An 18,116-nucleotide genomic window follows, 5' to 3' on the forward strand; every position below is an offset into this window, starting at 1 on the left:
GCCTCAGAGTCAAGCATTTATTTTGCTTTTCTCCGCGAGGTTCTCACCGGAACCCCGCTGACCCGGCGGCTTGCTTGCCGTTGTTCCGTGTCAGTGGAGGCGCATTATAGGGAGTTCTGAGACGTTGACAAGCCCTGTTTTCAAAAAACTTTTCAACCGTCTTTTTTTTGCGCAAAACGCCATTAAAGCGGTAGTTTTTCCAGCGTTTCAAAGCCGTAACGCTGTAAAACGGGTAAAAGCTGTTCAGTATCCGGGGTAATCGCCATGCAAAAAGCCTTATTGGCATCATTCGATTTGGCATCCGGCGCTTCATGCTCCAGCAGCCAGGCGGTGCGTCGAGCAATCGCCGCGCCGGAATCGATAAACCGCGTTCCTTCCGGCATAACCTGTTGCAGTTCTTCCGCCAGTAGTGGGAAGTGCGTACAACCTAATACGACCGTATCGGGCGGTTCCTGCATCCGTAACCACGGGCGCAGAATTCGACGCAGCTCTTCCAACGGTACCGCTTCGCCGTGCAGCTTCGCCTCTGCCAGTTCCACCAGTTCAGCGGAACCCAGCATTTCGATGCGGCATTCATTGGCAAAGCGGTCAATGAGTTCACGGGTATAAGGACGCTTGACGGTACCGCGCGTCGCCAGCAGGCCAACAATGCCGTTTGCCGTTAAGCGCGCGGCAGGCTTAATTGCCGGCACCACGCCGACCACCGGGAAAGCGAACTTTTCACGTAGGGCTGGCAGGGAAACGGTACTGGCGGTATTACAGGCGATGACCGCCAGCGCCAGAGGATAGCGTTGCTGAACGGCAGTCACGATCTCAACAACACGCTCAACGATAAACTCTTCGCTCTTCTCGCCATACGGGAAAGCAACGTTATCGAAAGCATAAATGTAATGTAGATCCGGCAGCAGCTGCCGAATCTCGTTATATACCGACAACCCACCGACGCCGGAATCAAACACCAGCACGGTGGGACGTGGATCAGAAGGTGTAGCTGCCAGACAAGGTGTATTCCCGTCCTGCAGTTTGGTAGCCATATACTGTCTCGTAATCTTTATCGAACAGGTTGGCTATTTTACCACGAACTGTGAGATGTGAGGTGACTGGATACGAAACTGCGAGATCCCACAAGCTTACGCCGCCCAACTTAACGCTCTCAGGCGCATAGGTTACCGGGTCGTAAGTGTTGTCATAACGGGTGCCAAGATAGTGATAGGTCACACCCCAGTCGAAATCATAAACCTGCCAGTCCAGCTGGTATTTCACCTGTTGTTTTGCCCGGCGCACCAGCAGCTCGTTGGTTTTCGCATCACGCGCATCGACATAGTCATAGCTGATGCTGTGCGCCAGCGGCCCGGTATCAAACGACGCCGTCGCTTCAATACCTTTAATACGCGCCTTGCCGACGTTGTAATATTTCATCAGCTGCGAGTCGTAGTCGATCAGATTGTCGATGTCGTTACGATATCCGGACAGGCGCCATGTCACCCCAGACGTCAGGCCTTCAAAGGCCCCTTCCCACTGCTTGCTCTCTTCCGGGTCGAGATTCTGATTACCATAGAAGCCGTAAAGCTGGCCGAGATTCGGCGCTTTGTAGGCGGTGCCATAAGAGGCGATAAAGCGGTAGCCGTCGATAAACTCCCACGCGGCGCTGCTCTGCCAGGTACCGTGCTGGCCAAACTGCGAGTTATCATCGCTACGCGCCGCCCCTTCCAGGGTGAAATCGCCCAACTTTTGCAAGCCGGTGATAAACAGGCCGGTATTACGGATTTCATAGCCATCGGTCACATAGTTCGTGCCAGGCTCGGTGGTTTGTTTCTGCCAGTCTATTCCGGCGCCCACGTTGCCGTGGCCAACATCGACCGTGTTCGCCCACTGCACGTTGTACTGTTTCACTTCATCCAGCGTCGCCGAGGTGTCATAGCGCCCCAGTCGCGGATCGTAATTGTAGTCCTTGCTGTGGCTATAGCTGGAAGTTAGCTGCGAGTGGAAGATATCCTGATTAAAACGCAGGCCGGCATCCCAGGTCTGGCTATACAGCTGGCGAGTGTCGACTAATACGCCGCCATAAGGAGAGCCATCATAGGCCGTCCGGTTGTCATAGCCATATCCGCGCACAAAGCCGCTCCACTCATTGGAGAAGCTATGCTCCAGCGCGCCGTAGATCGTTTTGCTCATAAAGCCATCGCGATCCGGCTGGCGAACGCCGCCGGTATTGCCTTCCGCGACAACATCAAAGCCTTTGGTATAGGTATAGTCGCCCGCCAGGGTGACGCGGGTATGACCGCCGAAAGTCTGCTGCGTGCTGCCGCCGTAGTTCTGGTAGCCATTTGAACCCACGCCGGCATTGAGCGTGGTGCCGTCCTGGTCGCGAGTGGTAATAATGTTCACCACCCCGCCAATCGCGTCTGAACCGTAGACCGCCGAGCGCGGGCCGCGAACGTATTCAATGCGCTGTACCAGAGCGATAGGGAACTGGCTTAAGTCGGAAGAGCCGCTGACGCCCGCCTGATTCAGACGTACGCCATCCACCAGGATTAAGACATGGCTGGAGTTGGTACCGCGTACGAAAAGAGAGCTCTGCTGCCCCATGCCGCCGTTTTGCGCGATGTCCACGCCCGGCAGGCGGCGCATCACATCGGTGAGAGAGGTTGACTGCCAGCGATCGATATCCTGCCGCGTCACCACGCTCACCGGCGCCAGCACGGTCTCGATAGGTTGCGCCACACGGTTTGCCGTCACCACTAACGTATTTGAATTGCTGTCCTGCGCCCAGCCGGAAAATGCCGTGACGGATAAAGCCGTCATCAGCGAAGCTTTTTTAATCATTGTAAAAGCATCCATAATATAGAGAGGATGCCGCCGGCTCTATCAGTAGCTCGCGATGATAGAAACCAAATGCGACGTATCCGGCAGGTCTTCGGGCTTGGAGGCGGTTTCAAGAAATAATGACTTCCCACGGCTAACCGCAGTGTCTGCACCGAGTGCGCTTATTTCTCGCCTTTCCTTACCGCTGCGCGTCAGCTCCAGATTCGCACTGGATTCCCTATTAACTCAGAGGACCGGTTGCAAGATGCTACAATTAGAAACATATAGATGTCCAGACTGCTATAACGATATTTCATCCGCAACCAGGGCTGGACATCCCCAATGCTTTCCCTACAATCCCCGCGTACTTATTTTATTCAGGATGCATCATGACCCCCGAACACCTCCCTACCGAGCAATACGAAGCGCAACTGGCAGAAAAAGTCGTCCGTTTGCAGAAAATGATGGCCCCTTTTGCCGCGCCGGTTCCGGAGGTATTTCGTTCGCCGGTCAGCCACTACCGGATGCGCGCTGAATTTCGCCTGTGGCACGACGGCGACGACCTCTATCACATCATCTTCGATCAGCAGACCAAGTCGCGTATTCGCGTCGATACCTTCCCGGCCGCCAGCGAGCTCATCAACCAGCTGATGCCGGCGATGCTCGACGGCGTGCGCCATAACCCGGTCCTGCGCCATAAGCTTTTCCAGATTGATTATCTGACAACCATGAGCAACCAGGCCATCGTCTCGCTGCTCTATCACAAGAAGCTCGACGACGAATGGCGCCAGCACGCGGAAGCGCTGCGCGATGCCCTGCGCGCGCAAAATCTCAACGTGCAGCTGATTGGCCGCGCCACTAAAACCAAAATCGAGCTCGATAGGGATTATGTCGATGAACGTCTACCGGTTGGCGGGCGCGAAATGATTTATCGTCAGGTAGAAAACAGCTTTACCCAGCCAAACGCGGCGATGAATATTCAGATGCTGGAGTGGGCGCTGGACGTCACCAAAGGCTCCACCGGCGATCTGCTGGAGCTCTACTGCGGCAACGGCAACTTCTCGCTGGCGCTGGCGCGTAACTTCGATCGCGTGCTGGCGACGGAAATCGCTAAACCGTCAGTCGCCTCCGCGCAATACAATATTGCCGCCAACCATATCGATAACGTGCAGATTATCCGCATGGCGGCAGAAGAGTTTACTCAGGCGATGAACGGCGTGCGAGAGTTTAACCGTCTACAGGGTATCGATCTGCAAAGCTATCAGTGCGAAACCATTTTTGTCGATCCGCCGCGCAGCGGGCTGGATAGCGAGACCGAAAAAATGGTTCAGGCCTATCCGCGAATTCTGTATATCTCCTGCAACCCGGAAACACTGTGCCAGAACCTGGAAACCCTCAGCCAGACGCACAATGTCACCCGCCTGGCGCTATTCGATCAGTTCCCGTATACCCACCATATGGAATGCGGCGTGCTGTTAACGAAGAAATAAACGCATAAAAAAACCCGGCGAACGCAACGTTGCCGGGTTATTGCCTGGCGGATTACTCCGCCGCGGTATCTTTGCGGTTGCGCATCTTGTAACCGATCCAGAACACCATCACGACGGACAGTACGGCCGGGAAGAAGTTAGAGCCGATATCCGGATATTCTGCGCGCACCACGGTGCTATACAGCAATACGCCGAGAATAAAACAGGCGGCGGAAAGCCCCGGCAGCCCGACCGGCATACTGCGGTTCTGATAGCGCTGGTGCAGGCAGTACACCGTCAGCAGCAGCGACAGAACCGGGAAGATGGAAAAGGGAACGATTGAGCTGAACAGCGCGGCGAAGGTGCCATTAATGGACAGACCCGCGATCAGCGCCAGCAGTAGCGTACCTTTATCTTGAACTGAGTGTTTCATTGCTCGTCCTTCACGTTATTCGGAATGATGTGACATTTTTTCTTGTTCACGGCGATACCAGTAATACGCGCCTTTTGAAATCATTCTGAGCTGCAGTACCAGCCGCTCTTCCAGCTGTCGGCGCTGTTCCGGACTGACGTCCAGCGCTTCCGCACCGGCGTTGAATACGATGGTGACCATAGCTTCAGCCTGCGCTTCGGTAAAGGCGCGCGGCATATGATTTTCGAGTTCTAAATAGTCGGCAAGTTCCGCGATGAAATGCTGGATCTCGCGCGCTACAGCGGCTCGAAACGCCGCGGATGTGCCAGAACGCTCACGCAACAGCAGGCGAAAGGCGTTCGGGTTGTTACCAATAAACTCCATAAAGGTAGAGACGGAGGTGCGGATCACGCTGCCGCCTTTGGCAATGCGCTGGCGCGCCTGGCGCATCAGCTGGCGCAGCATTAGCCCGCTTTCGTCTACCATCGTCAGGCCTAACTCATCGACATCGCGAAAATGACGATAAAAGGACGTCGGCGCGATCCCTGCTTCCCGCGCAACCTCGCGCAAGCTCAGGCTGGCAAAGCTTCGCTCAGCGCTAAGTTGGCTAAATGCCGCTTCCACCAGCGAGCGGCGGGTTTTTTCTTTTTGTTGTGCTCTTACGCCCATCACGATGTATGAATCCTTCCAATAGCCCTGTCGGCACTATACCAGAGATTAAAACTAATCGGTTTGTACTGGATTGTGAATGATTGTTTATGAGCCGTTTCTGCTTTTATGCCGCAAAAAAGCACAACGATAATTGGGTTAAAGCTCGCCAAATGTTATCATCGTGTTTATTTTGTGTATAAAACAGGTGAGTAATGCCATGTCACACTCTTGGGATTATGATGCAATAGTGATTGGTTCCGGTCCTGGCGGCGAAGGCGCCGCTATGGGACTGGTGAAACAGGGAGCTCGTGTTGCCGTTATCGAGCGCTACCATAACGTCGGCGGTGGTTGTACCCACTGGGGAACCATCCCGTCAAAAGCGCTTCGCCATGCCGTCAGCCGTATTATCGAGTTTAACCAAAACCCCCTCTACAGCGACCATTCCCGTCTTCTCCGTTCTTCCTTCGCCGACATCCTCAACCATGCCGACAGCGTCATTAACCAGCAAACCCATATGCGTCAGGGTTTCTATGAGCGCAACCACTGCGAAATTCTGCAGGGCAACGCCCACTTTGTTGATGAGCACACGCTGGCGCTGGAGTGTCACGATGGCACCGTAGAAACGGTCACCGCCGAGAAATTCGTTATCGCCTGCGGCTCGCGCCCGTATCATCCGGCCGACGTCGATTTCCACCACCCGCGCATTTACGACAGCGATTCCATTCTTAGCCTGCACCACGAACCGCGCCACGTGATCATTTACGGCGCCGGGGTGATCGGCTGCGAGTACGCATCGATCTTCCGCGGTATGGAAGTTAAGGTCGATCTGATCAACACCCGCGATCGTCTACTGGCGTTCCTCGATCAGGAGATGTCCGATTCGCTCTCCTATCACTTCTGGAACAGCGGCGTGGTTATCCGCCACAACGAAGAGTACGAGAAAATCGAAGGCGTCGATGATGGCGTGATCATGCATCTGAAATCCGGTAAGAAGCTGAAAGCTGACTGCCTGCTGTACGCCAACGGCCGTACCGGTAACACCGACACCCTGGCGCTGGAAAATATCGGTCTGCAAACCGACAGCCGCGGCCAGCTGAAAGTGAACAGCATGTATCAGACTGCTCTGCCGCACATCTATGCCGTCGGCGACGTTATCGGTTATCCGAGCCTGGCATCAGCGGCTTACGATCAGGGGCGCATCGCCGCGCAGGCGCTGATCAAAGGCGAAGCCTCCGCGCATCTGATTGAAGATATCCCGACCGGGATCTACACCATTCCGGAAATCAGCTCAGTGGGTAAAACCGAGCAGCAGCTAACCGCCATGAAGGTGCCTTATGAGGTCGGTCGCGCGCAGTTTAAACATCTGGCGCGGGCGCAAATCGTCGGTATGAGCGTAGGTACGCTGAAGATTCTGTTCCATCGCGAGACGAAAGAGATCCTCGGTATCCACTGTTTTGGCGAGCGCGCGGCCGAAATTATTCATATCGGCCAGGCGATTATGGAGCAGAAAGGTGGCGGTAACACCATTGAGTACTTCGTTAACACCACCTTTAACTACCCGACCATGGCCGAAGCCTATCGGGTAGCGGCGTTAAACGGCTTAAACCGCCTCTTTTAACGCCTTATCGAAGTGGCCATCCATAGTACTACGGATGGCCTCCGCCAGATGCTCATAGCGGCTACGCAGCGGCGAACCAGGACGATAAACCAGCCCGATGGTGCGTCTTGGTTCCGGCTTAATGCACGGAATATAGACCACGCCATCGCGTTTTCTCTCCTGCGGTACCGCCAGCGCCGGCAGCAGCGTAATACCACTTCCGGCGGCAACCATGTTGCGCAGCGTTTCAAGGCTGGTCGCCCGGAAGTGGGTATCTTCATCCGCCCCCGCTTCAAAGCAGAAGCCCATCGCCTGGTCGCGCAGACAGTGTCCGTCTTCCAACATCAGCAGCTTTTCACCGGCTAAATCCGACATCGGCACGCGATCGCGCTCCGCCCACGGATGGTCTTCGTAGATAGCCAGCATCATCGGCTCATCGAACAGCGGCACTTCGATAAAGGCTTCACTCTCTTTGACCAGCGCGAGGATCGCGCAGTCGAGCTTACCGCTATCGAGCTGCGCCAGCAGCTGATGGGTTTGCGCCTCATGCAGATACATTTCCAGCTTCGGGAAAGTCTGATGCAGCATCGGGATTATGTGCGGCAGCAAATATGGCCCCACCGTCGGGATCAGGCCGATATGCAGCGGCCCGGACATGGTTTCCCCTTGCTGGCTTGCCATCTCCTTGAGCACTTTTACTTCGCGTAGCACGGTACGCGCCTGATCCACCAGCAGCAAACCCGCCTGAGTGAACAGAACCTTACGGCTGGTGCGCTCCAGTAACATCACCCCAAGTTCATCTTCCAGCTTGCGAATTTGTCCGCTGAGCGTGGGCTGACTGACGTGGCAGGAATCTGCCGCACGTCGGAAGTGGCGATGTTCAGCCAGCGCTACCAGGTATTCAAGATCGCGAATATTCATTATTCATCCTCCATCGCCACGATAGTCCATGGCGATAGATAGAATAGCAACGAACGATTATCCCTATCAAGTTTTCTGTTCAATAATAACCACAGAAACGAGGAGAACATCTGAAAATCATTGAGTCGCCTCACAGTTTCCCTACCCGAACAACTAAAGCCAACGTGAACTTTTGCGGACCTTGTGTCCGCTTTTTTTTGCGTAAAAAAGCCCGGGAGTTACCCAGGCTCATTCACTCGCGCGCAATCTCTTACACCAGGCGCTGTCTGGCGTCGGCAATCGCCTGCGCCACCTGCTGCGGCGAAACGCCGCCTTTGGCCGCACGTTTATCAAGGCAGGACTGCAACGACAGGATCGGGTAGACGTCATCGCCGATAACGCTGCTGAACTTTTGCAGGTCGCTTAATGGCAAATCTTCCAACGCTTTGCCCTGAGCAATCGCTTCAACCACCGCTTCACCGACGATATGGTGCGCTTCGCGGAACGGAACGCCTTTTGCCACCAGGTAATCCGCCAGCTCGGTAGCGTTGGCGTAGCCCTGCTGCGCCGCTTCCGCACAGCGCGGACGTTTCACCTGAATACCGTCCAGTACCAGCGCCGCCATGTGCAGGCAGTCGAGCCAGGTGTCCAGCGCATCGAACAGCCCTTCTTTGTCTTCCTGCATATCTTTGTTGTAGGCCAGCGGTAGCCCTTTCAGGGTCATCATCATGCCGGTCAGCGCACCCTGCACGCGGCCGCATTTACCGCGGATCAGTTCCAGCGCATCCGGGTTTTTCTTCTGCGGCATCAGCGACGAACCGGAAGTAACGCGGTCAGACAGTTCAACAAAACCCGCTTCGCCGGTATTGAAGAAAATCAGATCTTCGGCAAAACGCGACAGGTGCACCATGCCGATTGAGGCATCGGAAAGCAGCTCCAGCACATGATCGCGATCGGAGACGCTATCGAGGCTGTTACGGGTCGCCGATGCGAAACCCAACCAACCGGCCAGCTGCTCACGGTCGATTTCATAAGCGGTTCCCGCCAGCGCGCCGCAGCCCAGCGGGCTGACATCAAGGCGCTTGAGCGCGTCCTGCAGGCGGCTTTCATCACGGGCCAGCATTTCAACGTAAGCCAGACACCAGTGCGCGAAGGTCACCGGCTGGGCGCGCTGCAGATGGGTATAGCCCGGCATCACCGCATCCTGATTGTTGCCAGCGGTTTCCACCAGCGCGCTTTGCAGTTGGCGGGTCGCGGACAGCAGCTCGGTGACGGTCTCTTTGCACCACAGCTTGAGATCGGTGGCGACCTGGTCGTTACGGCTGCGTCCGGTATGTAGTTTTTTGCCCAACTGGCCGACTTTATCGATCAGTTTTCCTTCGACCCAGCTATGGATATCTTCGGCATCGCTTTCAAGGATTTGCTGCGGGTTGGCGCGTACCTCTTCCAGCAGAACGTTCAGCGCCTCTTCCAGCTGCAGCTGCTCATCGGCGGTCAGTACGCCTACGGTTACCAGCGCTTTGGACCAGGCGACGGATCCCACGATATCCTGTTCCGCCAGACGATAGTCAAAGCGTAAAGAGTCGTTGAATTGTTTGAACCGCTGGTCTGCTGCCTGTGTAAAACGCCCGCCCCAAAGTGCCATAACATGCTTCCTTTATTCGTGAGTTCTGCCGGGCCGCGCTGCGCTTACCCGGCCTACGGTCTTGTTGCCCCGGCAAGCAACGCGCCGCCGGGCATTCAATCTTAAGCCAAAATACGCGTACCGATCGGCGTACCGTTAAATAATGCCGGCAGCTGCTCGGCATGACGCCAGGAGGCGATATCCACCGGGCGACCCAGCTCGCGCGCCGCGTCCAGCGCCGCGTTTACTTTCACAATCATACCGTCGGTAATGATGCCCTGTTCAATCAGTTGCTCGGCCCTGGAGGCGGTCATTTCCGCAATCCGCTGACCTTTGCCGTCGAGAATGCCGCTCACATCGGACAGCAGGATAAGATCCGCGCCCAGCGTCGCCGCCAGCGCCGTCGCCGCCTGATCGGCGTTGACGTTCATCAGCTGTCCTTCGTCGGTGACGCCAATCGAGCTCACCACAGGCAGGTAGCCGCCCGCCAGCAGCGTATTGATAAGCGTCGGCGAGCCTGCCTGCGCTTTACCAACGTGGCCCAGTTCTTCATCCAACTGAGTCACCTTCACGCTATCGCCATCGCCAAGGAACAGCCCTACCGAGGAAAGACCATGCTTTTTCGCCCATGCCAGCAGCGTTTTGTTGGCGGTTCCCGCCAGCGCGCCGGTAATAATGTCAATCTGATCGGCAGGCGTTACGCGCAGGCCATTTTTCTTTTTCACCGGCAGATTAAGCTGTTTCATCAGCTCATCCACCACGCAGCCGCCGCCGTGGACGATAACCAGCGGACGCTGGTGTGTTTCGCGGTAGTGCACCAAGGCGGTAAACAGACGTTCCAGCGCTTCTTCGCTATCCAATAACACGCCGCCAAGTTTGATAATCAATGGATTGTTCATCATCACACCTTAAATTAAAGACTGCGTCTCAGCGAAGCCGAAACGAATGTTAGCGCACTGCACGGCCTGCGCTGCCGCGCCTTTCAGCAGGTTATCTTCTGCGGCCACGACGATAATATGTTCATCCTGGACGGCAAAACCGATATCACAGAATGGCAGCCCAACCACATTTTTCAGCGCCGGTACGCCTTTATCGTATAAACGGACCAACGGCTTATTGGCATAGGCCTGCTGGAAGACCTCAGCAACCTGCTCTTTACCGACGCCCGGCTTCAGACGGCAGGTAATGGTTTCCAGAATACCGCGTTTAAAATTGCCCAAGTGGGGAGTGAAGATCACCTCTGCGCCCAGATGGGTAGAAATTTCCGGATGATGGCGATGATTGAAAACGCCGTACGGCTGCAGGCTGACTTCGCAGAAGCTATTGCTCATCGCCGCCTTACGCCCGGCGCCGCTAACGCCGCTGGTGGCGTTGATCACCGGCCATTGCTTCAGATCCAACAGACCGGCATCGATCAGCGGTTTTAACGCCAGCTGCGCCGCCGTCGGGTAGCAGCCTGGCACCGCGATCAAATTCGCCTCTTTCAATGCTTCGACGTTCCACTCCGCCAGGCCGTATACCGCCTGTTTGAGCAGGTCCGGATGCTGATGAGTGAAACCGTAGTATTTTTCGTAGAACGCCCCATCGTTGACGCGAAACGCGCCGGATAAATCGAACACCACGCAGCCCGCGGCCAAAAACTGCGGCGCCAGATCGTGGCTGACTTCATGCGCGGTGGCGAGGAACACCACATCCGCGCCGGCGCTAAATTCGCTGATATCGGACATTGCCTGCAGCGGCAAATCGACAATGCCTTTCAACTGCGGATGTATATCGGAAATTAACTTTCCAGCATCATTACTTTGCGCGGAGACGGTCAAAGCGGTTATGTTCATATGAGGGTGGCGATTTACATAGGCCACCAGCTCTGCGCCGGCATAGCCGCTAGCTCCCACGATCAGCGTATTTAGCATTGGAAGAGCATCTCCTTACATTCGATGGGTTTTATTGCGCTCAACGATATTGTATTTTTATTCACAAATACTGCATGAATATTGATACTATCATGACCAGAGGTGTGTCAACAATGAAAAACAATTTACCGCCCTTTATCGAGATTTACCGCGCATTGATCGCCACACCCTCCATCAGCGCGACCGAAGAAGCGCTGGATCAAAGCAATGAGTCTTTAATCAATTTACTCGGCGGCTGGTTCCGCGATCTGGGCTTTAACGTCGAGATCCAGCCGGTACCGGAGACGCGTAATAAATTCAATATGTTGGCCAGTACCGGCCACGGCGCTGGCGGCCTGCTGCTCGCCGGGCATACCGATACCGTGCCTTTCGACGATGGTCGCTGGACTCGCGACCCGTTTACGCTTACCGAGCACGACAACAAACTCTACGGCCTCGGCACCGCCGATATGAAAGGCTTCTTCGCGTTTATCCTCGATGCCCTGCGCGACGTTGACGTCAGTAAATTGAAAAAACCGCTGTATATTCTGGCCACCGCTGACGAAGAAACCAGCATGGCGGGCGCGCGCTATTTCGCTGAAACCACACAGCTGCGCCCGGACTGCGCCATCATCGGCGAGCCGACCTCGCTGCAGCCGGTGCGGGCGCATAAAGGCCACATTTCAACAGCGGTACGCGTACTGGGCCAGTCAGGCCACTCCAGCGACCCGGCGCGCGGCGTGAACGCTATCGAACTGATGCACGATGCGATTGGCCGCATCATGCAACTGCGCGATGACTTAAAAGAGCGTTACCACTACGCTGCCTTCACCGTGCCTTATCCGACGCTCAACCTGGGCGCCATTCACGGCGGCGATGCATCCAACCGCATCTGCGCCTGCTGCGAGCTGCACATGGATATTCGTCCATTGCCGGGTATGACGCTTAACGACCTGAACGGTCTGCTGGATGAAGCGCTGGCGCCGGTTAGCGAGCGCTGGCCAGGGCGTCTGACGGTCTCTGAGCTGCATCCGCCGATCCCAGGCTATGAATGCCCGCCGGACCACAAGCTGGTCGAAGTGGTTGAAAAACTGCTCGGCGCGCAGACCGAAGTGGTGAACTACTGCACCGAAGCGCCGTTTATCCAGACGCTGTGTCCTACGCTGGTGTTAGGACCGGGCTCTATCAACCAGGCCCACCAGCCGGATGAATATCTGGAGACGCGGTTTATTAAGCCAACGCGCGAGCTCATCACCCAGGTTGTCCATCACTTCTGCTGGCATTAATTGCCGCCGTTTTCCCGCCTTCACGCCCGGAGGCGGGAGAGTGACGATCGTCACACTTCCATAAGTAATGCTTATCCGCCGACCGCTGAGTTAACTTTCGCAAATTATCGCTATTTATTCGTTTGCTGAAGCGATTTCGCAGCAATTGACGCGGGGGTATTTACGTGGCTTTATAAAAGACGGGTTGCTTATCCACTGCTCAATTCACGGAGCGCCGGATATAACAAAATAAAATGAGATGGGGTGTCTGGGGTAACATGAACGAACAATATTCCGCTTTGCGTAGTAATGTCAGTATGCTCGGTAAGGTGCTGGGCGACACCATCAAGGATGCGTTAGGAGAAAACATTCTTGATCGAGTCGAAACTATCCGTAAGTTGTCCAAATCTTCTCGCGCGGGCAATGAAGCCAATCGCCAGGAGCTGCTCACCACGCTGCAAAACTTGTCCAACGACGAGCTGCTGCCGGTGGCGCGCGCCTTTAGCCAGTTTTTGAATCTGGCCAATACCGCTGAGCAATATCACAGCATTTCGCCCAACGGCGAAGCCGCCAGTAATCCGGAAGTTATTGCGCGTACCCTGAGAAAACTCAAAGACCAACCCAATCTCAACGAAGACACCATTAAAAAAGCGGTGGAATCCCTGTCGCTGGAGCTGGTGTTAACCGCTCACCCGACCGAGATCACCCGCCGGACGCTGATCCACAAAATGGTGGAAGTCAACAACTGCCTTAAGCAGTTGGATAACAAAGATATCGCCGACTATGAGCACAATCAGCTGATGCGCCGCCTGCGCCAGCTGATCGCCCAATCCTGGCATACCGATGAAATTCGTAAATACCGCCCTTCTCCGGTCGATGAAGCCAAATGGGGTTTCGCGGTAGTTGAAAACAGCCTGTGGGAAGGCGTGCCGAACTATCTGCGCGAGCTGAACGAACAGCTGGAAGCCAACCTCGGCTACCAGCTACCGGTTGATTTCGTCCCGGTGCGCTTCACCTCCTGGATGGGCGGCGACCGCGACGGCAACCCGAACGTCACCGCCGATATCACCCGCCACGTGCTGTTGCTCAGCCGCTGGAAAGCGACCGATCTGTTCCTGAAAGATATCCAGGTGCTTATCTCCGAGCTGTCGATGGTCGAATGCACCGACGAGCTCCGCGATTTGGCCGGCGCGGAAGGCGCGCAAGAGCCGTATCGTTATCTGATGAAAAAACTGCGTAGCCAGTTGATGGAGACCCAGGCCTGGCTGGAAGCGCGTCTGAAAGGGCAAAAACTGCCGAAACCAGCGGGTCTTATCACGCAAAACGAACAGCTGTGGGAACCGCTGTACGCCTGCTATAAATCGCTGCAGGCCTGCGGCATGGGCATCATCGCCAACGGCGAACTGCTCGATACCCTGCGCCGGGTGAAATCTTTCGGTGTACCGCTGGTGCGTATCGATATCCGTCAGGAAAGCACTCGCCACACCGAAGCGCTGGGCGAAATGACCCGCTACCTCGGGATCGGCGATTATGAAAGCTGGTCGGAAGCCGACAAGCAGGCCTTCCTGATCCGTGAACTGAACTCCAAACGCCCGCTGCTGCCACGCCAGTGGGAACCAAGCGAAGAGACTCGCGAAGTCCTCGACACCTGCAAGGTGATCGCCGAAGCGCCGCGCGGCTCGATCGCCGCCTATGTTATCTCGATGGCCAAAACGCCGTCCGACGTGCTGGCGGTTCATCTGCTGCTGAAGGAAGCCGGTATCGGCTTTGCCCTGCCAGTCGCGCCGCTGTTTGAAACGCTCGACGACCTGAACAACGCCAACGACGTCATGACTCAGTTGCTGAATATTGACTGGTATCGCGGCTTTATTCAGGGCAAACAGATGGTCATGATCGGCTACTCCGACTCGGCCAAAGATGCCGGCGTGATGGCCGCCTCCTGGGCTCAGTATCAGGCCCAGGACGCGCTGATCAAAACCTGCGAAAAAGCCGGTATTGAACTGACGCTGTTCCACGGTCGCGGCGGCTCCATCGGTCGCGGCGGCGCTCCGGCCCATGCCGCGCTGCTCTCGCAGCCGCCGGGTAGTCTGAAAGGCGGCCTGCGCGTCACCGAACAGGGCGAGATGATCCGCTTTAAGTACGGCCTGCCGGAAGTGACCATCAGCAGCCTGTCGTTGTACACCAGCGCGATTCTGGAAGCCAACCTGCTGCCGCCGCCGGAACCAAAACCGCAGTGGCGCGAGATCATGGCCGAGCTTTCCGACGTCTCCTGTAAGATGTATCGCGGCTATGTGCGTGAGAACAAAGACTTCGTCCCTTATTTCCGCTCCGCGACCCCGGAACAGGAACTGGGCAAACTGCCGCTTGGCTCGCGCCCGGCAAAACGTCGCCCGACCGGCGGCGTCGAGTCACTGCGCGCTATCCCGTGGATCTTCGCCTGGACCCAGAACCGCCTGATGCTGCCGGCCTGGCTGGGCGCCGGCGCCGCGCTGCAGAAAGTAGTCGAGGGAGGCAAGCAGAGCGAGCTGGAAAGCATGTGCCGCGACTGGCCGTTCTTCTCAACCCGCCTGGGCATGCTGGAGATGGTCTATTCAAAAGCCGACCTGTGGCTGGCGGAGTACTACGATCAGCGGCTGGTGAAACCGGAACTGTGGAAACTCGGCGAAGAGCTGCGTCAGCTGTTAACCGCCGATATCAAAGTGGTGCTGGCCATCGCTAACGACTCCCACCTGATGGCCGACCTGCCGTGGATTGCCGAATCCATCCAGTTGCGTAACATCTATACCGACCCGCTGAACGTCCTGCAGGCCGAACTGCTGCACCGTTCGCGTCAGGCCGAAGAGGCTGGCGAGGAACCGGATGCGCGCGTTGAGCAAGCGCTAATGGTCACCATTGCCGGCGTCGCGGCTGGGATGCGTAATACCGGCTAATCATCGTTTCCCCCGGCCGCCCGGTCGGGGGAATTTTCCATTCATTTTAGTGATGCAACATCTCATCGACGATCTGCTCTTTATGCAGCGCATACGGATAATAGGTCGGCCAGTTATCCATCTCTTTCAGCAAGGCTTCCTGAGATTCATTCCCCATGAAAATATGGAAATGCTGCGATTTGCGCGGGCCAATAATATGGTCGCTGAACTGGACGAATTTCGGCGCTTTGCCATCGCCCTGTTGGCACTCAAACAGGTAGCGAACGCCCTTCTTGCCGGAGGCATATTGCAGGATTTTGTAGCCTGAGTAGCGGTATTTGCAGCTATTAACGGTCTTGCCGACGTGGAACTCTATCACGTTATCTTCAATGCCAATCTGCTCTACGTCGGTGGCATAGCCCTTCTTATAATAGGCGCGATACTCTTCCACGCTCTTGCCGCCGGGCTTTTTCGCTTTTTGCTCCAGAACCGGGTCAAGGTCGCCATTCAGCAGGTACGGATTGACTGACTGCCAGACGCCATCCCAATCGCTCAACGCGCGATCCTTCACATCTTTATCGGCAAAAATGCCTTCGCTGGCCCGGCGTTCCGTTTCAGTTAACGCCGGGCCATGATGATGGCTACCGTGGGCGAATGCCTGAACGCTGGCAAGCGCCATGCCGAAGCCAAACGCGAGCATGGGGATCTTTCGGGTCATTACTCTCTCCTGAGTTGAATATTGATTGCGACAAAATGTTACGATATAACATTTCACAACCGAGAAGCAATAACGACGAGTTCGTGCTTTTACCGCTGGAAAAATGTCCGGTATGATGAACCGCGTGACGTATTTGACGGGGCAATGATGGACAACAGCATCAATCAACTCATTGATTCATTGATAAAAAAAACGAATAACATTGCGGAGGTGCATTTTGCCGGCGCAATGCGACCGCCTGCTGAAGCCGTGATACAGCTCGATTTCCCCCGTCTGAATATCGTCATTGAGGGGCAGTTGCGCGATCTCGCCTTAGGGGAAAACGCCGCGCCGCTGCAGGCGCGCGACGTACTGTATATTGCCGGCGATGGCTGGAACTGGCCGCAGTGGCAGACGCCCTGTCTGCTCTTAAGCATCCTGTTTGGCAAACAGCAGTTGGAATTTACGCTGCAGCGCTGGAACGGAGAAGCGCTAACTCTTGTCCAGAAGATCCAGGTACCACGCCGCGGGCCGCGCGTGGGTTCATTCCTGCTACAGGCGCTAAATGAGATACGCATGCAACCGCAGGAGCAGCAAACCGCCCGCTGTATCGTGATTAGTCTGCTCAGCCACTGTACCGATCTGCTGGGTAGCCAGGCGCAAACCTCATCGCGCAGCCAGGCGCTGTTCGAGGCGATCCGCCAGTATATCGATGTCCATTTCGCTGAGCCGCTGAGCCGGGAATCCGTAGCCCAGGAGTTTTATCTCTCTCCCAACTATCTCTCACATCTGTTTCAGAAGTGCGGACCCATGGGCTTTAACGAATACCTCAATCATATCCGCCTCGAACAGGCGCGCATGCTGCTGAAGGGTCATGATATGAAAGTAAAAGATATCGCCCACGCCTGCGGCTTCGCCGACAGCAATTACTTCTGCCGCCTGTTCCGCAAGAATACTGAACGTTCTCCTTCCGAGTATCGCCGCCAGTACCATAGCCAACTGACGGAAAACCCCTCTGCGCTGTAAAACTAGATTTTTGTAAGTTACTGATTTCCACCTGCAGGCTATTTCAGCCTGGATGCACTATTACGTGGACAAATGTGATCTAAATCACTCTTAATCGTAATGCGTACATTTATCCAGTTTTTGGCAAAATTGTCATCTGGCGGGCAGGCAAACGGAAGCCGTATCCTTACCTCAACATCATTGAATTACACATCGAGGAATGGTTATGGAACTCTATCTGGACACCGCGAACGTCGCTGAAGTTGAACGTCTGGCCCGCATTTATCCGCTGGCTGGCGTCACCACCAACCCGAGCATCATCGCCGCCGGCAAAACCCCGGTCTGGGATGTGCTGCCTCGCCTGCAAAAAGCCGTCGGCCCGGAAGGTATTCTGTTCGCGCAGACCATGAGTCGCGATGCGCAAGGTATGGTGGCAGAAGCCAAACGCCTGAGTAACGCCGTACCAGGAATCGTGGTTAAGATCCCGGTTACCGCCGAAGGACTTGCCGCCATCAAACTGCTGAAAAAAGAAGGCATCCCTACGCTTGGCACCGCCGTCTATAGCGCTTCCCAGGGGCTGCTCGCGGCGCTGGCCGGCGCGAAATACGTCGCGCCGTACGTCAACCGCGTCGACGCCCAGGGCGGTGACGGCATTCGCATGGTGCAAGAACTGCAATCCCTGCTGGAAATGCACGCCCCGGAAAGCAAAGTCCTGGCCGCGAGCTTCAAAACCCCGCGCCAGGCGCTGGATTGCCTGTTAGCCGGCTGTGAAGCTATCACCCTCCCCTTAGACGTAGCGCAACAAATGCTCGGCACCCCTGCGGTAGAGTCAGCCATAGAGAAGTTTGAGCAGGACTGGAATAACGCATTTGGCACGTTGAACCTGTAAT

Annotated in this window: 15 protein-coding genes and 1 riboswitch; of the genes, 6 read left to right on the forward strand and 9 right to left on the reverse strand. The window is 55.8% G+C overall.

The annotated features are described in order from the left end of the window. Positions 1–182: 182 nt before the first annotated feature. Together murI and btuB are read right to left on the reverse strand one after the other, a co-directional pair. Positions 183–1,034: a glutamate racemase gene (gene murI / locus ABLV78_RS24070; RefSeq protein ID WP_015703959.1), complete on the reverse strand. Its 852-nt coding sequence runs from the start codon at positions 1,032–1,034 to the stop codon at positions 183–185. Further along, on the reverse strand, positions 979–2,826 hold the full coding sequence (gene btuB / locus ABLV78_RS24075) for a TonB-dependent vitamin B12 receptor BtuB (protein WP_015368904.1): 1,848 nt from the start codon (positions 2,824–2,826) through the stop codon (positions 979–981). The genes murI and btuB overlap by 56 nt, the downstream gene beginning before the upstream one ends. 65 nt (positions 2,827–2,891) lie before the next feature. Further along, positions 2,892–3,079, reverse strand: a riboswitch (cobalamin riboswitch). Positions 3,080–3,194: 115 nt separating this feature from the next. Between btuB and trmA the strand changes: the two genes are divergently transcribed. Further along, complete coding sequence (trmA, locus tag ABLV78_RS24080; protein WP_020077583.1) at positions 3,195–4,295, forward strand: tRNA (uridine(54)-C5)-methyltransferase TrmA; 1,101 nt, start codon at positions 3,195–3,197, stop codon at positions 4,293–4,295. A 52-nt stretch (positions 4,296–4,347) separates the two neighbouring features. Here trmA and ABLV78_RS24085 read toward each other — a convergent pair whose 3' ends face one another. Together ABLV78_RS24085 and fabR are read right to left on the reverse strand one after the other, a co-directional pair. Next, entirely contained in the window at positions 4,348–4,707 is a 360-nt protein-coding gene (locus tag ABLV78_RS24085) for a YijD family membrane protein (protein WP_045395329.1), read from the reverse strand. Positions 4,708–4,722: 15 nt separating this feature from the next. Then, positions 4,723–5,358 carry an HTH-type transcriptional repressor FabR gene (fabR, locus tag ABLV78_RS24090; protein ID WP_015368907.1) on the reverse strand — a complete coding sequence of 212 codons (636 nt, stop codon included), beginning with the start codon at positions 5,356–5,358 and terminating at the stop codon, positions 4,723–4,725. Between the two features lie 196 nt (positions 5,359–5,554). Here fabR and sthA point away from each other — a divergent pair, with 196 nt between their 5' ends. Then, positions 5,555–6,955: a Si-specific NAD(P)(+) transhydrogenase gene (gene sthA, locus ABLV78_RS24095; protein ID WP_015368908.1), complete on the forward strand. Its 1,401-nt coding sequence runs from the start codon at positions 5,555–5,557 to the stop codon at positions 6,953–6,955. On the opposite strand, the gene oxyR is transcribed toward sthA, so the two are convergent. The 4 genes from oxyR to argC all read right to left on the reverse strand — a co-directional run bounded on the left by oxyR (position 6,938) and on the right by argC (position 11,371). Continuing rightward, positions 6,938–7,855, reverse strand: a complete 918-nt coding sequence (gene oxyR / locus ABLV78_RS24100) for a DNA-binding transcriptional regulator OxyR (RefSeq protein ID WP_047047259.1) — start codon at positions 7,853–7,855, stop codon at positions 6,938–6,940. The genes sthA and oxyR overlap by 18 nt on opposite strands. Positions 7,856–8,105: 250 nt before the next feature. After that, positions 8,106–9,479: an argininosuccinate lyase gene (gene argH, locus ABLV78_RS24105; protein ID WP_015368911.1), complete on the reverse strand. Its 1,374-nt coding sequence runs from the start codon at positions 9,477–9,479 to the stop codon at positions 8,106–8,108. A 101-nt stretch (positions 9,480–9,580) separates the two neighbouring features. Beyond that, positions 9,581–10,357: an acetylglutamate kinase gene (gene argB / locus ABLV78_RS24110; protein ID WP_015368912.1), complete on the reverse strand. Its 777-nt coding sequence runs from the start codon at positions 10,355–10,357 to the stop codon at positions 9,581–9,583. Between the two features lie 9 nt (positions 10,358–10,366). Continuing rightward, complete coding sequence (argC, locus tag ABLV78_RS24115; protein ID WP_047047255.1) at positions 10,367–11,371, reverse strand: N-acetyl-gamma-glutamyl-phosphate reductase; 1,005 nt, start codon at positions 11,369–11,371, stop codon at positions 10,367–10,369. 113 nt (positions 11,372–11,484) lie between these two features. Here argC and argE point away from each other — a divergent pair, with 113 nt between their 5' ends. Next, complete coding sequence (gene argE / locus ABLV78_RS24120) at positions 11,485–12,636, forward strand: acetylornithine deacetylase (RefSeq protein ID WP_015368914.1); 1,152 nt, start codon at positions 11,485–11,487, stop codon at positions 12,634–12,636. 257 nt (positions 12,637–12,893) lie between these two features. After that, positions 12,894–15,545 (forward strand): phosphoenolpyruvate carboxylase, encoded by a 2,652-nt coding sequence (ppc, locus tag ABLV78_RS24125; protein ID WP_047047252.1) that lies wholly within the window; start codon positions 12,894–12,896, stop codon positions 15,543–15,545. 46 nt (positions 15,546–15,591) lie between these two features. On the opposite strand, the gene zinT is transcribed toward ppc, so the two are convergent. Further along, the gene (zinT, locus tag ABLV78_RS24130) at positions 15,592–16,242 is read right to left on the reverse strand and encodes a metal-binding protein ZinT (RefSeq protein ID WP_047047249.1); all 651 of its coding nucleotides are present in this window, start codon (positions 16,240–16,242) and stop codon (positions 15,592–15,594) included. Between the two features lie 24 nt (positions 16,243–16,266). Here zinT and ABLV78_RS24135 point away from each other — a divergent pair, with 24 nt between their 5' ends. Together ABLV78_RS24135 and fsa are read left to right on the forward strand one after the other, a co-directional pair. Beyond that, positions 16,267–17,247, forward strand: coding sequence for a helix-turn-helix transcriptional regulator (locus ABLV78_RS24135; RefSeq protein ID WP_165430690.1), 981 nt, complete (start codon positions 16,267–16,269; stop codon positions 17,245–17,247). 205 nt (positions 17,248–17,452) lie between these two features. Beyond that, positions 17,453–18,115 (forward strand): fructose-6-phosphate aldolase, encoded by a 663-nt coding sequence (gene fsa, locus ABLV78_RS24140; protein WP_004203684.1) that lies wholly within the window; start codon positions 17,453–17,455, stop codon positions 18,113–18,115. The last annotated feature ends 1 nt before the right edge of the window (position 18,116 follow it).

The sequence above is a fragment of the Klebsiella sp. CN_Kp075 genome (assembly GCF_040065055.2).
GTDB classification, from domain to species: domain Bacteria; phylum Pseudomonadota; class Gammaproteobacteria; order Enterobacterales; family Enterobacteriaceae; genus Klebsiella; species Klebsiella aerogenes.

Bases quoted from the DNA above. Each gene is read 5' to 3' on its own strand.
- ABLV78_RS24085 (WP_045395329.1), bottom strand. From the start codon at position 4,707: ATGAAACACTCAGTTCAAGATAAAGGTACGCTACTGCTGGCGCTGATC.
- fsa (WP_004203684.1), top strand. From the start codon at position 17,453: ATGGAACTCTATCTGGACACCGCGAACGTCGCTGAAGTTGAACGTCTG.
- btuB (WP_015368904.1), bottom strand. From the start codon at position 2,826: ATGATTAAAAAAGCTTCGCTGATGACGGCTTTATCCGTCACGGCATTT.
- argH (WP_015368911.1), bottom strand. From the start codon at position 9,479: ATGGCACTTTGGGGCGGGCGTTTTACACAGGCAGCAGACCAGCGGTTC.
- trmA (WP_020077583.1), top strand. From the start codon at position 3,195: ATGACCCCCGAACACCTCCCTACCGAGCAATACGAAGCGCAACTGGCA.
- argC (WP_047047255.1), bottom strand. From the start codon at position 11,371: ATGCTAAATACGCTGATCGTGGGAGCTAGCGGCTATGCCGGCGCAGAG.
- murI (WP_015703959.1), bottom strand. From the start codon at position 1,034: ATGGCTACCAAACTGCAGGACGGGAATACACCTTGTCTGGCAGCTACA.
- zinT (WP_047047249.1), bottom strand. From the start codon at position 16,242: ATGACCCGAAAGATCCCCATGCTCGCGTTTGGCTTCGGCATGGCGCTT.
- argE (WP_015368914.1), top strand. From the start codon at position 11,485: ATGAAAAACAATTTACCGCCCTTTATCGAGATTTACCGCGCATTGATC.
- sthA (WP_015368908.1), top strand. From the start codon at position 5,555: ATGTCACACTCTTGGGATTATGATGCAATAGTGATTGGTTCCGGTCCT.
- oxyR (WP_047047259.1), bottom strand. From the start codon at position 7,855: ATGAATATTCGCGATCTTGAATACCTGGTAGCGCTGGCTGAACATCGC.
- ppc (WP_047047252.1), top strand. From the start codon at position 12,894: ATGAACGAACAATATTCCGCTTTGCGTAGTAATGTCAGTATGCTCGGT.
- argB (WP_015368912.1), bottom strand. From the start codon at position 10,357: ATGAACAATCCATTGATTATCAAACTTGGCGGCGTGTTATTGGATAGC.